Source organism: Burkholderia sp. Se-20373 (assembly GCF_017104705.1).
GTDB lineage: Bacteria > Pseudomonadota > Gammaproteobacteria > Burkholderiales > Burkholderiaceae > Burkholderia.
Window position 1 is genome coordinate 15310 of sequence record NZ_JAAGPH010000029.1, and the last position, 14558, is coordinate 29867.

The window sequence follows — 14558 nt, forward strand, 5'->3', positions numbered from 1 at the left end:
ATGCCGGCCGGGATCGAAATGATGGCGGGAAGCGGCGCTGAGGAACGGTCACTCCGCGAGACGCGGAATGGCCGGCACCGCCTGTTCGGGGCCCATCGCGGCATAGCCGCCATCCACCGCGTAGTCGGCGCCGGTCACGAAGCTCGCCGCGTCGCTGCACAGGAACGTCACGACCTGCGCGACCTCGGACGGATCGCCGACCCGGCCGAGCAGGTGGAACGGCGCGGCGACGCGATCGGTCTTGGCACGGTCGCCGTGCGTCAGCTCGTCCATCACGCGCGACCACGTCCAGCCCGGCGACACCGAGTTGACGCGAATGCGGTCGGGTGCGAGATCCATCGCCATGCTGCGCGTGAGCTGGCGGATCGCCGCCTTCGACGTGGGGTACAGCCAGCGGCCGGTTTGCGCGCACTGGGCCGAGATCGAGCTGAAGTTCACGATCGCGCCGCCGCCGCGCCGGACCATCTGCGGGTGCACGGCCTTCGCGAGCATCGCGGCCGACACGACGTTGACGTCCATCGCGGCGAGCCAGTCGTTGCGGGTCGCCTGGATCCCGTTATCGACGTAGCTGCATGCGAGGTTGACGAGCACGTCGATCGCGCCGAACCGCTCGACGATGGCCGCGACCGCATGCTCGATCGCGCGATCGTCGGTGATGTCGAGCGCGACGAACATCGCGCGTTCGCCGAGCGAATCGGCCACGCGCGCGCCGTTCTCCGCATCGAGATCGAGGATCGCGACGCACGCACCGGCGCGGCTCAGGTCTTGCGCGACCGCGGCGCCGATCAGCGTGGCGCCGCCGGTGACGATCGCGACTTTGCCAGCAAGGGCAGTCATGGGGTGTCTCCGGAAATCGTTGGGTGAGGGAAGTTGTTGCGTCAATGCGCACCCGCCGATGGTTCGCTGTCCTGCCAGCGGCGCATCAGGCCGTTCGACGGCACGGTTTCGTCGAGCAGCTTGCGGGCCGTTTCGACGCCCGCGACCGGGAGGCCGGCCGGATCGAGCAGGCCGATCTGCACGAGCACGCTCGCCTGGTCCCAGTAGATGTGCTCGTGATAGAGCTTGTCGCCGCGAAACTTGACGATCGCGACGAGCGGAATCTCGACGCGCTTGCCGGTCGGCGCGACGCCCGGCAGCATCCAGTCGATCTCGGTGGTGTGCGTGAAGCAGAACAGCAGCTCGTCGACGATCTGGCTCGCGCCGACCGTGCGCGAGATCGGCGTGATCGTCGTGTCCGGCGGATTCGCGTGCACGAAATGATGCGTGTAGAAGCGCTTGAGCTCGTCGTGGCCGACGCCGCCTGTCAGCGTCGGAATATGGTTGACGTACGGTTCGGCGACCATCGTCGCCATCGTGGCATCGACGTTGCGCGTGTCGAATTCGTGTTTCAGATGCGCTTCCCACAGTGTGGACAGATCGTAGTGCGGGCCGAGCGCGGCACGGAACGCGGCGATCGCGCGCTGATGGGCCATGCTCGCGGCGGCCTTGTCGAAATGATCGCCGCCGGCGCGCGCGAACGCGTGATCGACCCCGGGATACACATACACGTCGACGCCGTCGCGCCCGGCCAGCGCGTCGGCAATGCGCTGCTGCGCGTCGGGCGGGCAGAAGCGGTCCTGGCCCGCGATCTGCAGCACGAGCCGGCCGTGCAGGTGCGACGCCTCGTCGAGCGCCTGCTCGATGCCCACGCCGTAGTAGCTGACCGCCGCGGCCACGTCCGGCAGCCGGCATGCGGCGAGATACGCGAGCTTGCCGCCGAGGCAATAGCCGAGCACGCCGGCTTCGCCAGTACATTCCGGTAATTGCTTGAGTGCGCCCAGCGCAGCGCCGACATCCTCGACGCCCTTGTTCTCGTCGTATTCCTGATAAAGGGCCATCGCGCGTTCCATGTCGGCGGCCGTGTAACCGAGTTCGATCCCCGGCGCCTGGCGCCAGAACAGGTCGGGCACGAGCACCGTATAGCCTTCCTCCGCGTAGTAGTCGGCCGCTTCGCGCATCGTCGCGTTCGCGCCGAAGATCTCGTGGCACAGCACGATGCCGGGCCCCTTGCCGCCGGCCGGCGTGCTCAGGTAGGCGCGAAACGTGCCGCCGTCCGGCGACGGAATCTCGATGTGACGTCCTTGCATGTGTCCCTCCATTCCAGTTTTTTGCTGCGACGGGCCCAGTATTGGCGGACGAAATGGGCACTTCTATCCGCTTTCTTCGGCCGGTATCCGCGAATTCCGGAAACCTGTTGCACCGGCCGCCGCGCGTGGGCAGGCGCGCGGCTGACTGCGGGTATGTGCGGATGCGGAACGTTCGCACAGTTTTCTACGATGCGCGAACGGTCCGCTTCTTGCGTCATGTGGGCGGGACTTGCGTGCTTGGGCGGCCGGACTGTCCGGATACTCCGGGCGCTATCCGGATCGTGCGGCGAATGCCCCCCTATCGGGAACGCATGCACGGCGCGAGTGCAATCGAGCATGACGGGAGAACTTCGATGGCGCAATTTTCCGAAACGGGCTGGCTGCCGGATACGGCCTGTTTCAATCACGACAACCTGCTGCTGCAGTCGAACGACGTCGACGAGGTGCGCGCACGCGTCGCCGACGTCTTCAAGCCGCACCGGCTCACGCCGACCGGCGAATCGCGCGCGCTGCACAGCTGCATGCATCACGCGCGCTGGGGCAACCTGTCGTTGAACCTGCTCGATTATGGCGGCGGCGTCAGCATCGAGCCCGGCCCGCTCGAGCACTTCTTCCTGTTGCAGATCCCGTTGCGCGGCGACGCGGAGATCGAGTGCGGATCGGCGCGTTTCGTGTCGTCGCCGGGCACCGCGTCGCTGATCTCGCCGACGCTGCCGCTGAAGATGCGTTGGGGCGACGCGTGTCCGCAAGTCATCCTGCGGATCGAGCGCGAAGTGATGGAGCGCCACGCGCAGCGGCATTTCGGCGACGACCGGCGCGCGCCGGTCGAATTCGAGCCGGAATTCAGCCTGTCGTCGTCGCAGGGCGCGTGTCTGATGCAGATGCTGCCGATTCTCGCCGGCGCGATCGCGACGGACGCGCATCCGCTGCGTCATCCGCTCGCGTTCGAGCAGCTCGAATCGACGCTGCTCAACCTGCTGCTGCACGGCCACCCGAACAGCGCGCGCAACGGCACGCGGCACCTGCCGGTGGCGATTGCGCCGTTCTACGTGCGGCGCGTCGAGGACTACATCCGAGCGCATCTCGACGAGCCGCTGACGATCGAACGGCTCGCCGAACTCGCCGGCGTCAGCCCGAGCACGCTGTTCGCCGGTTTTCGCCATCGCCACGGCACCACGCCGATGGGCTTCGTGCGACAGTTGCGGCTGCACCATGTGCGCGAGGAACTGCTGGCCGATGCGTCGCCGGGGCTCGCGTCGGTGACGGACGTCGCGCTGAAATGGGGCTTCGCGCACCTCGGGCGGTTCGCGATCGAGTACAAGCGGGCGTTCGGAGAATCGCCGTCGGCGACGCTCAGGATGCGGCGCGGGCGCGCCTAGCGGCTCACGCGGCAGCCCGCTCGCCGATTCGCTACGGCAGCGACACGCCCCAGACCGCCGTCACATCCCCGCCGAGCCGCCATTCGGTGAACGGGCGGCGCGGCGCGATGATCGCCGGCAGCCGCGCGTCGTGAAAGCGCGCGTAGTACGGCTCGACCCAGCTCAGTTCATCGCGGAACGTCCACGGAAACAGGTCCTGCCTGACCGGCGTGATGGCCGTGAAGCTCGCGGGAGCGTCGACCGCGTTGATGACCAGGTTCGCCAGGCGGCCGATCGCGCCGTCGTTTTCCCGATAGAGATCGATATGGCGCGGCTGCACGAGTTCCGCCGCGAACACGAGCGGGAGCAGCGCGAACGTGTGATAGTGCAGCGCGCGATTGCCGCGTTTGACTTCCCGTGCCAGCGAACCGTCGGGGCCGATGTCGCGGATGCCTTCGCGTACCCGCAGCAGCCCCGAATCGACGAGGCTCGCGTTGCCGGTCACGGTGCCGATGGCGATCAGGTCGAGTCCGGCCCAGTACACGAGGTTGTTGTGCAGATGGTTGATCGCTTGCGCGTCGCGGGTGGCGATCGCGATGCGTTCGAGCCACGGATCGATCGCGTCGAACCGCGCGCGGTTCGCGTCGCGTACGTCGTGCGGCATGCGCAGGATCACCATCGCGAAGTCAGTGCCGGCCCACGAACGCTCGTAATCGCCCTGGTAACCGGTGATCCGGCCCATCAGCGCGTCGGCCCGCGCCCAGCTTTCCAGCAGGCTCACTGCGCATGACCAGTCACCCTTGTCCGCCGATGCATTGAGCCGTGAAATGAAATCGCGCATCGGCTTGACCGCGCGCGCATAGCCGGCGGCGTCGTCATAGTAGCCGGGCGGATCGATCGTCGTAACGGCGGCCGGGATGTCACAGGCGCGCGCCGGCGGCGCGGCACAGCATAGTGCGCTCACCGCGAGCCACGCGGCGAGCAGGGGGCGAGTCGACAGGCGGCGCATACGGTCCTCGGTGGTGACGTGACGGTGACGCGGCAAACACGGAAGCCGAACCGGGGGCGGACAACCTCGCGATGCGGGACGCGCGCGGCCGCCCAGGCACGACGAACCCCGATGACGCGCGCGGGCCGTGCAGCCCGCGGCGGTTTCCCGTGGCGCAGGCAGTCTAGCGCCCCCGTCTTTCATCCGCCTTGCCAGGCGCCCGCCGGCTGCATCGACGCCGGGCCGGCCCCGTCTTCCACGCGCCGGCCGACGACGCACTTTTTTTAGAGACTGCGCCCTATTCGCCCGGTATCATCGCTGCGCTCGTGAACGACGCCATGGGCAGGCGCATGCCGACTCGCGCGCAACCAGCATCCCAAGCATGACAACCCAGGGCGGACGCCGGCGGTGCGTCGCGCCGCGATCGGGCCGAATCGGCCACCAGCACGACGGAGCAAGGAACGATGGTAACGGGGACGGGCGCGGCACGACGCGCGAGGGCGATCGCGGCCGGGAGCGCGTGGGTCATGGCGGCGGCAGGCGGCGCACACGCGCAGGCATCGGGGGCGGCAGTCACGCCGCCGGCCGGCGCGGCGGCGGCCGTGCTGCCGACGATCGACGTGACGGGGAAGGGCGACCGCGCGTCGAGCGGGCTCGTCGGGCTGCGCACCACGGCCGGCACGAAGACCGACACGCCGGTGGCCGAGATCCCGCAAACGGTCAATCTCGTGACCGCGCAGCAGATCGAGATGACCGGCGCGACCGACCTGAACCAGGCGCTGCGCTACGTGCCGGGATTTGCCACGTTCGGCGCCGACAGCCGCACCGACTGGTATGCGGCGCTGCGCGGCTTCACGCCGACGCTGTACGTCGACGGCGTCGCCGCGCCGAATACGGCCGTGATCGCGAACTGGCGCGTCGACCCGTACACGATCGACTCGATCGCCGTGCTGCGCGGGCCGACCTCGGTGCTGTACGGCGCGGGCGAACCCGGCGCGATCGTCGACGCGCACACGAAGCTCGCCGACGGCGAGCGCGTCCGCGAAGCCGGCGTGCAGATCGGCAACGACGCGCGCAAGCAATTCATGCTCGATGTCGGCGATACGCTCGACCCGGACGGCCGCTATGCGTACCGCTTCGTCGGCGTGGCGCGCGACGGCAACGCGGTCACCGGCCCGAACGGCGACCGGCGCGTCGCGCTGGCGCCGTCGTTCCGATGGCGACCGACCGCCGATACGTCGCTGACGCTCTCGGCGACGTTCCTGCAGGACGGCAGCGATATTTCGTCGAACTTCCTGCCCGCGTCGGGCACCGTGTTGCCGAACCCGAACGGCCGGCTGTCGCAGGACATCTACATGGGCGCGCCCGGGTTCAACGACTACCGCAAGAAGCAGTGGTCGCTCGGCTACGCGCTGGAGCATCGCGTGAATGCGATCTGGTCGCTGCACCAGGACGTGCGCTGGTCGCACCTGTCGCTCGACGACGCGACGGTGTTCGGTATCGGCTACGTGCCCCACAGCACCACCGACATGATGCGTTATGCGGGGCTGTTCCAGCTCAACTACAGCCGGTTCGACATCGACAACCACGCGCAGGCGCGCTTCGGCACGGGGCCGCTCGAACATACGCTGCTGCTCGGTGCGCAATATGACCGGCAGACGACGACCAACAGCGTGTGGCTCGCGCTGGCGCCGTCGCTCAACCTGTATCACCCCGTCTACCGGCCCGTCACGGACGCGATTTTCTCCGGGCCGACGTCGCTCGGCCACGTCGACCAGTACACGGCGATGAACACGTTCGGCGTGTATGCGCAGGACCAGATCCGCTGGCAGCGCTGGACGCTGACGCTCGGCGGCCGCGAGGATTTCGTCAATGCGCGGTTCGACGACCGGACGGCCGGCACGCAGGCGCGGCAGGACGTCAGCGCGTTCTCCGGGCGCGTCGGGCTCACCTATCAGGGCGACGCCGGGCTGTCGCCGTACGTGAGCTATTCGACGTCGTTCGATCCCGTCATCGGCGTGCGGATGTATGGCGGCGGCATGCCGAAGCCGACGCGCGGCAAGCAGACGGAAGCCGGGCTGCGCTGGCAGCCGCCCGGCAGGAACCTGCTGCTGAGTGCGGCCCTCTATCAGATCGATCAGACCAACGTCGCGACGCCGACACCGGTGAGTCTCGACCCGACCGGCACGACGTCCGTGCAGACCGGCAAGGTGCGCTCGCGCGGAATCGAGCTGAGCGCGGTCGGCAAGGTCACTCGCGAGTTGTCGGTCGTCGCGTCGTATGTGTACCAGGACGTCAAGAACGTGCAGGCGAACGACGCGTCGCTGAACCACTGGCCGGTGGCGGTGCCGCTGCCGCGGCAGATGGCGTCGATGTGGGCCGACTGGACCTGGCGCACGGGTGTGCTGTCGGGCCTCGGGGTCGGCGGCGGCGTGCGCTACCAGAGCGCGTCGGCCGGCGCACCCGACAACTCGCTGACCGTGCCGAGCGTGACGTTGGTCGACCTGGCGCTGCACTACGAGATGCCGCACTGGCGGTTCGCGCTGAACGTCGCGAACCTGTTCGACCGGCGTTATGTCAGCGGCTGCACGTCGTACACAGTCTGCGTGTTCGGCAACGAGCGGACCGTGCTGGCCACCGCGAAATACAACTGGTAGACGCGAACGCGCGGAACGGTCCTACGCGTCGCGTTGCGGTTCCCGGCGCACGGCGCGTTCGCCGGCGTGACGCTGGCGCCGCCACTCGGTCGGCGTGAGGCCGAAACGTTCGCGGAATGCGGTTGCGAAATTCGCCGGCGTGGAAAAGCCGATCTCCTTCGCGATGCTGGCGATGCTGAGCGACGTCGAATCCAGCAGGTCCTGCGCGATCCGCAGCCGCTCGTGCCGCAAGTACTCGAATACCGTCTGGCCGAGGTTGTCGCGAAACGCGCGTGACAGCCGCTTTTCGTGCGTGCCGACCGCGCGGGCCAGCTGCTCCACCGTCGGCGGGTCGTTCAGCGTCCGTGCCAGGTGGCGGATGGCCGCGCGCACGATGATGTCGTCGTCCTTGCCGGCCACGAACGGGCTGTCCACGTCGACGGGCCGCTCGCGCTTCTCGCGTGCGAGCTGGACGCGAATCCGCGCGAGCACTTCGGCGGGCTCGAACGGCTTGACCACATAGTCGACGCAGCCGATGTCGAACCCCTCGAGGCGCTCGTGCAACGCGCCGGCCACGGTCAGGAAAATCACCGGAATCGCGCACGTCAGCGGATCGGCGGCAAGCAGCCGGCACGCGGTGAAGCCGTCCATGCGCGGCATGCGGACATCCATCAGGATCAGGTCGGGCATGAGCGCCTGCGCGCGCTGGCACGCCTGCAGCCCGTCGGATGCAATGCTGATCCGGCACCCGGTGCCGCGCAGGATGTCGATCAGCAAGCGAAGCTGGTCGGGCTGATCGTCGACGATCAGGATATGGGCGTCGCCCAATGCGGAGATCGATGGATGCATCGTGCACCTGTTCTGGAATGGCTGCTGGCTGCGTTCCTGCGGGTGGCCGGCCCGGTTCGGATCAATCGTCGGAAGCTGCGCTATGGCGACGTACAAGCACATCGATATTCGAATGTCGCCCCACGACACGACGGACAACCGGTCGGCGTAATGCCTTGCATGGCGGGTTTTGATCGCTGACCCGGTAAAGGCGCGGAGCGTTGCCGTCGTCGCGCGCTGAGAAATGCGCGCCCGCCGGTATCGAGGCGAGCCGAATTGTAGGGGCATATTTCAATTCTTGCCAGACGCATTGACTCTATCTGCTTCATTCCGCTTTTCGGATGCTTCATCGTGTATCGTGAATTGTGCCTACAGTATGGCGCACCGATGCCTGTCCATTTCCGCCATTTTCATTTGCGCCGCCACGTGCAATCGCGTAGTTCCACGGCCTTTTTGAAAAAATATTTTGATGAATCTTTTTTTAATCCGCCTCAGCAAAGATTTTATCCGCCCGGCAAAACATCTCGATTAATTTCGATGGCGCGAAATCGTTTGCGAGATGCGTGTTTTTAGTGCAACTGCTTGAATATATTGAATTTTACAATCTATGAAGAATGTCGTCTTCAATAATTTTAAATCGTGTCTCATAATTCGTCCGAACTTTGAGTGCAGGGTTGCACCGAGCAACGCAAGGCACGGCGGGTTGTGACGGACGTTGTGCGGTTCGGGTCCGAGGCATCAATTGATGTGACTCCGAACGCATGTCCGTTGCGCGCAAGCGAAAATCCGGTTGCCGTGGATGAAATAAAAGAAGCGGGGTAGGTCGCGGTCGGCGCGACATCAAATCAGGGGTGTCCATAACGGCGGGTTGAATCTCCGGATTCAGTCGCTGGGCGAATTCGCCCATATAAAACGATATGCATTCCTAATGCATTACCTGGATTAACGGAACGGGCCGTCGCACGAACGACGTGCCCGCGCTTTCGAACGTCCCGTCGCCACGGGCGGACGATGCGTGCCGTCTTCGGCACGCTCGAGCCGCGCACGGGCATCGGGTTCCGCACTGAAGTCGCCATCGCAATCGCAGCTGAAGTCTTCAACAAAAGTAAGTAGTCCCTATTCAAACCAAACGCTACAAAACGGAGCAGAAGACCATGAAGAGGAAGCAGATTTCGGCGCTTGCCACCGCCATGTTCACGGGTGCAGGTGTCCTGATCTCGGGTGCCGCGCATGCGGACAATTTCGTCGATCGCGGCAACCCGGACAACGCGCTGAGCGGTCAGTGCATCGACGGCACGAACCCGTTGTGTGTCGCGACCAAGAGCGGGAGTTACGTGGCCGTGAGCACGGCAAACGTCAAGATGGGCACGAATGCCAAGGCCGGCACCAGCGGGATCGCGATCGGCGACCAGTCGAATGCAAGCAGCAATGGCGGCACGAGCAGCGGCGGCGCGATCGCGGTCGGCGTCGGTGCGCAGGCGCTGGCGAACTCGGCCACGGCCATCGGCACGGTAGCCGTCGCGCAAGGCAACACGGCGCTCGCCATCGGCCGCCAGTCGGCCGCGGTCGGCGATTTCTCGATGGCGCTCGGCAACGTCGCCGATGCGCACGGCACGAGCTCGATCGCGCTGGGCCACTCGGCGCTCGCCAGCGGCGATCGCTCGGTGGCGATCGGCGGCGCCAACCCGACGTCGAGCGACGGCGTGTCGGCCGGCGCGTCGTATGACGCGGCCACCCAGACGCGCGCCGGCGGCACGCAATCCGTCGCGATCGGCGCAGGTGCGCAGACGAACGACAATAACCAGGTGGCGATCGGTTCCGGCAGCGTCGGTGCGAACAATGGCGGCACGCCGGTGTTCGGCGGCACGGCCGCGCCGGTTGGCGGCGCGGTGTCGTTCGGCGCGATCGGCAACGAGCGCCAGCTCAAGAACGTCGCGGCCGGCGCGGCCGATACGGACGCCGTCAACGTCCAGCAATTGAAGAACGTGAACGGCACGCTCAGCACGAGCATCGCCACGGTCGACGCGCGCGTGACGTCGGTCGGCAATTCGCTGTCGACCACGATCTCGAACGTCGACCAGCGCGTGACCAACGTGGGCAACAGCCTCAGCACCAGCATCGTGACCGCAACGAAGAACGTCGTGAAATACACCGACGATTCGCATGCGGCGATCGCGCTCGACGGCGCCAACGGCACGACGATCAACGGCGTCGCGGCCGGCGTCGCCGACACCGATGCGGTCAACGTCGGCCAGTTGAAGGGCAGCGTCGCGCCGCTGCAGACGTCCATTTCGACGGCGGCGTCGAACATCACGAACCTGCAGGCCAGCGTCACCGGCATCAACACGTCGCTGAGCACGGCGACGACGAACATCAGCAACCTGCAGGCAGCCGACACACGCAACGTTAAGTACGACGGCCAAAGCGGCTTCGACTCGGTGACGTTCGCCGGTACGAACGGCACGACGCTGCACAACGTCGCGGCCGGTGTCGCGAATACCGATGCGGTGAACGTCGGGCAACTGAACGGCGGCCTGTCGTCGCTCAGCACGAGCGTGACGAACAACCTCAGCACGACGCTCGGCAACCTGAGCACGTCGGTCACGAACCAGATCGGCAATGCGACGAAGAACGCCGTGCAGTACGACGATGACGCGCACGGCGGCGTGACGCTCGGCGGCAAGGGCGCGCAGTCGCCGGTGGGCCTGCACAACGTGGCGGACGGCATTGCCGCGAGCGACGCGGTGAACGTCGGCCAGCTCGGCAAGGCGACCGACACGCTGAACCAGTCGATCACGAATGTCGGCAACAACGTGACGACGCTCGGCAACCAGGTGACGACGAATACGGGCAACATCGCCGCGCTTCAGCAGGACGCACTCCAGTGGAACGCGACCCTGGGCACCTACGACGCGAGCCATGGCGGCAACGGACCGCAACGCATCGGCAACGTCGCGGCCGGCAAGAACGGCACGGATGCCGTCAACGTCGACCAGTTGAACGCGGCGATTCAGGACGGCACGAGCCAGCTCGACGCGCTTGCGGTGAAGTACGACGACGCGAGCAAGAAGCAGGTTTCGCTCGGCGCAGGCAACGGCGGGAGTGCGGTGCGACTGACCAATATCGCGGCAGGCAACGTCGCGGCCGCCAGCACGGACGCGGTGAACGGCGCGCAACTGCGCCGCGCGACCGACGGCACGGCAGCCGCGCTGGGCGGTGGTGCAACGGCGAATCCGGACGGTTCGATCAGCGCGCCGGCCTATAAAGTCGGCGGCGGTTCGTTCAACAACGTCGGCGACGCGCTCACGAACCTCGACGGCCGCGTCGGCAGCAACACGACTACGCTCGAGAATCACGAAACGCGCATCGGCAACGCCGAAACGAACATCGCCGGCAACACGGCCGCGATCGCCGGGCTGCAACAGGACGCGCTCCAGTTCGACCCGAAGGCCGGCGCCTACAACGCGGCGCGCGGCGGCGCACCGACGAAGCTGACGAACGTGGCCGACGGCAACATCGCCGCGGGCAGCACGGACGCGGTGAACGGCGGCCAGTTGTCGGGCGTGAAGTCGTCGCTCGAACAGCAGATCACGCAGGTGTCCAACCAGGCGGGCGAGGCCGTGAAGAACGTCGTCAAGTACGACGTCGACACGAACGGCAACCGGCTGAATTCGGTATCGCTGATCGGCGGCGACACGAATGCGGCCGTCGTGCTGAAGAACGTCGCCGCGGGCACCGACGATACGGACGCGGTGAACGTGAAGCAGCTGAAGGGTGTGCAGTCGAGTCTCAACCAGCTCGGCGCGCTCGCGGTGCAGTACGACGACAGCTCGAAGAGTTCGATCACGCTCGGCGGTGCCGGCGGCACACGCATCACCAACGTGCAGGCCGGGACGCTCAGCGCAACCAGCACGGACGCGGTGAACGGCTCGCAGCTCCACGCGACCAACCAGCAGGTTGCGAAGAACACGACCGACATCACGAACCTGCAGGGTAACGTGACCAACATCGCGAACGGCAAGGCCGGCCTCGTGCAGCAGCAGGATCCGAACGGCGCGATCACGGTCGGGAAGGACAGCGGCGGCACCAGCGTGAACTTCTCCGGCACGTCGGGCGACCGCGTGCTGACCGGCGTCGCGGCGGGCGTGAACAACAACGACGCGGTCAACATGGGCCAGTTCAACAATGCGCTGAAGAACGTCGCGGCCAATGACCAGATCCGTGCGGCGGTGACCGATGCGAACACGTCGTGGATCGCGCGTGCCGATGCGGGTTCGATCGGGTCGACGGCAACCGCGACCGGCAAGAACGCGGTGGCGGTCGGCCAGGGCTCCGTCGCCGATCGCGACAATTCGTTCTCGGTCGGCGCGAAGGGCAGCGAGCGCCAGGTCACGAACGTCGCGGCCGGCACCGCGCCCACCGACGCGGTGAACGTGCAGCAACTGAATGACAACCTGTCGGCCGCGTCGAATCAGGCGAAGGGCTACACCGACCAGCGCATCGGCCAGGTGTACAACTCGTTCAACGACCTGAAGAAGGACATGTACGGCGGCGTGGCATCGGCGATGGCCGTGGCCGGCCTGCCGCAACCGACGGGCGCGGGCCGCTCGATGGTCTCGGCGGCGACGTCGAACTATCACGGCCAGCAGGGTTTCGCCGCCGGCTACTCGTACGTGACGGAAAGCAACCGCTGGGTCGTCAAGGCGTCGGTGACGGGCAATGCGCGTTCGGACTTCGGCGCGGTGGTGGGCGCGGGTTACCAGTTCTGACGTTGTCCGCGCAGCAATGATCGACTGGTGGTGCCGGGCAGTGGTCGTGATGTCCGGCACCGGCGGGAAATCCGTGGCCCGGGGTGAGTTCGTCACCCTCGGGCCATCGACGCTTGACGCGTCACGCAGCGCGACCTGGATGCGCCACGCGCGCTCGGTAGTCCTTGCCGCTTGCCTTGCGCCCGGGGTTCACGCGGCAAACAAGCGAAACGAGGGTGTTCCGGCCGGTCCCGGCCAAATGCGAATAGCGCGATCCGCGGCGATCACAACCACGCCCCGGCCCACGGTTTCATGCGGGTTCGCGGGCGGTCCGGACGTGCGGCCAATGCGAGTTGTCGAACGTGAGCGCCGGCTCGTATTCTGAATGCGTCGGGCGGAACGGCATGGGGCCTCCGCCGATCCACGCATCACAGGGACTCGCAATGACTGCCATTACGCAAACCATGAAGCTCAACCACCTGAGCTTCCCGTCGGCCGACACACGGGCGACGGCCCGCTTCTTCGAGCGGCACCTCGGCTTCACGATCGCGGGAAGCTGGGAACAATCCTGGATCCTCAAGCGCCCGGGCTTCGACGTGGTGATCGATCACGTCAGCGACGATATGCCGGCATGGCCGGCGAATTTCCACGTCGGGTTCGAACTGCCGAGCCTCGATGAGGTTCGCACGTTGTTCGAGCGCTTCAGGGAAGAGGGCGTCGAGATGGTGACGGACGTCTTCAACAACGGGCGCGGTTCGCGTTTCTTCTGCCGCGCACCGGGCGGCGTGATGTTCGAACTGAACACGCGCGCGGATGCCGCGCCGGAATATCGAGGCACGTTCGACGACTGATCCAGGTACGCGTCGCACCGCGCTCAACCGCCGGCGCGGGCCAGCCTGTCGATGACCGCGCGGGTGTGCGACGGCCGGGTGATTTCCGTCCAGTGCAGATGCGCGAAGGTCGGGTCGTCCCGCAGGGCGGCGAACTTGATGCGATTCCTGGCGAACGTGGTGTACGACCACAGCAGCACCGACTCCCGCGAGAACGCCATCCGCAGCGATTCGCGGTTGCCGTGCGAAAGCTCGGTGCGCATGAGCCCGCGGCTCAACGTGCGCCAGAGCACCCGGGAGAATACCGTCCGGCGTCCGAAGTTGAGCCAGACCACGTGCGTGGCGCTCGACCAGAGCACGTCGCGCACGGCGCTGTAGTTGCCGTCGGCGACCCAGCGGTCGCCGGCCGTCGCGGCCAGCACGGCGCTCTCGAACTGCGCCGGCGGCACGGCTGTCCAGTCGGGGCCCCAGTAGAGGCGATCCAGCTCGATGTAAGGGCAGCCGGCTGCTGCCGCCAGCGCGCTGGAGAAAGTGGATTTCCCCGCTCCGCTGGTTCCAACGACGACGACGCGCATGGGTTTGGCCGCGGTTGAATTTTGAAGCCGCGTATTGTGCCTCATGCCCCGACATGGCGCTGCCTCCTCGATCGGTTCGACGCCGCCGGCACACCGTTCCCCGATGGTTGCCCGTGCAACGGTCACGGTTTCCGAACAGCATGGCAACCGCCGTCAGCGATGCGCACGAACGCGCCGCCGAAGCGAACGATTCGTAGAAAGCATTATCTCGTGCGTCGCTCGGCAGCCTTTAACTACGAATTCAAAGGCATCGCCGTCTAAATAGAGAATCGAAGGGCTATTAAGCGTTTCATTGGCTCGCCGGCAATGGTAACAATCCCAATAAATATTTAATAAAGCAAGTAGTGTCCGGCGCTTTACCCCGGCTTTACGTCATCCGTCCTGCCCGACCCGCGCCACGTACGGCCTTTCCCAGGCAGCACCGGCCTCTCCGGCACATTCCCCCCGACGCAACCTTGTCGATCCCGCT

Annotated in this window: 9 protein-coding genes; 4 read left to right on the forward strand and 5 right to left on the reverse strand. The window is 66.5% G+C overall.

The window, feature by feature from the left end; genetic code table 11:
- Positions 1-48: 48 nt before the first annotated feature.
- Together G3N96_RS12635 and G3N96_RS12640 are read right to left on the reverse strand one after the other, a co-directional pair.
- Positions 49-837, reverse strand: a complete 789-nt coding sequence (locus G3N96_RS12635) for an SDR family oxidoreductase (RefSeq protein WP_089429707.1) — start codon at positions 835-837, stop codon at positions 49-51.
- Between the two features lie 41 nt (positions 838-878).
- Entirely contained in the window at positions 879-2126 is a 1248-nt protein-coding gene (locus G3N96_RS12640; protein WP_206137422.1) for a dienelactone hydrolase family protein, read from the reverse strand.
- A gap of 353 nt (positions 2127-2479) precedes the next feature.
- Between G3N96_RS12640 and G3N96_RS12645 the strand changes: the two genes are divergently transcribed.
- Positions 2480-3505 (forward strand): AraC family transcriptional regulator, encoded by a 1026-nt coding sequence (locus G3N96_RS12645; RefSeq protein ID WP_206137423.1) that lies wholly within the window; start codon positions 2480-2482, stop codon positions 3503-3505.
- 31 nt (positions 3506-3536) lie between these two features.
- On the opposite strand, the gene G3N96_RS12650 is transcribed toward G3N96_RS12645, so the two are convergent.
- On the reverse strand, positions 3537-4493 hold the full coding sequence (locus G3N96_RS12650; protein ID WP_206137424.1) for a mannuronate-specific alginate lyase: 957 nt from the start codon (positions 4491-4493) through the stop codon (positions 3537-3539).
- 443 nt (positions 4494-4936) lie between these two features.
- On the opposite strand from G3N96_RS12650, the gene G3N96_RS12655 reads away from it, so the two are divergent.
- Positions 4937-7129: a TonB-dependent siderophore receptor gene (locus G3N96_RS12655; protein WP_206137425.1), complete on the forward strand. Its 2193-nt coding sequence runs from the start codon at positions 4937-4939 to the stop codon at positions 7127-7129.
- Positions 7130-7150: 21 nt separating this feature from the next.
- Here the strand turns inward: G3N96_RS12655 and G3N96_RS12660 are convergent, their stop codons facing one another.
- Entirely contained in the window at positions 7151-7957 is an 807-nt protein-coding gene (locus G3N96_RS12660) for a response regulator (RefSeq protein WP_124581199.1), read from the reverse strand.
- Between the two features lie 1133 nt (positions 7958-9090).
- On the opposite strand from G3N96_RS12660, the gene G3N96_RS12665 reads away from it, so the two are divergent.
- Positions 9091-12705: a YadA-like family protein gene (locus G3N96_RS12665; RefSeq protein ID WP_206137426.1), complete on the forward strand. Its 3615-nt coding sequence runs from the start codon at positions 9091-9093 to the stop codon at positions 12703-12705.
- A 422-nt stretch (positions 12706-13127) separates the two neighbouring features.
- Positions 13128-13535 carry a VOC family protein gene (locus G3N96_RS12670; RefSeq protein ID WP_206137451.1) on the forward strand — a complete coding sequence of 136 codons (408 nt, stop codon included), beginning with the start codon at positions 13128-13130 and terminating at the stop codon, positions 13533-13535.
- 23 nt (positions 13536-13558) lie between these two features.
- Here the strand turns inward: G3N96_RS12670 and G3N96_RS12675 are convergent, their stop codons facing one another.
- Positions 13559-14089 carry a toxin gene (locus G3N96_RS12675; protein ID WP_124581205.1) on the reverse strand — a complete coding sequence of 177 codons (531 nt, stop codon included), beginning with the start codon at positions 14087-14089 and terminating at the stop codon, positions 13559-13561.
- Between the last annotated feature and the right edge of the window lie 469 nt (positions 14090-14558).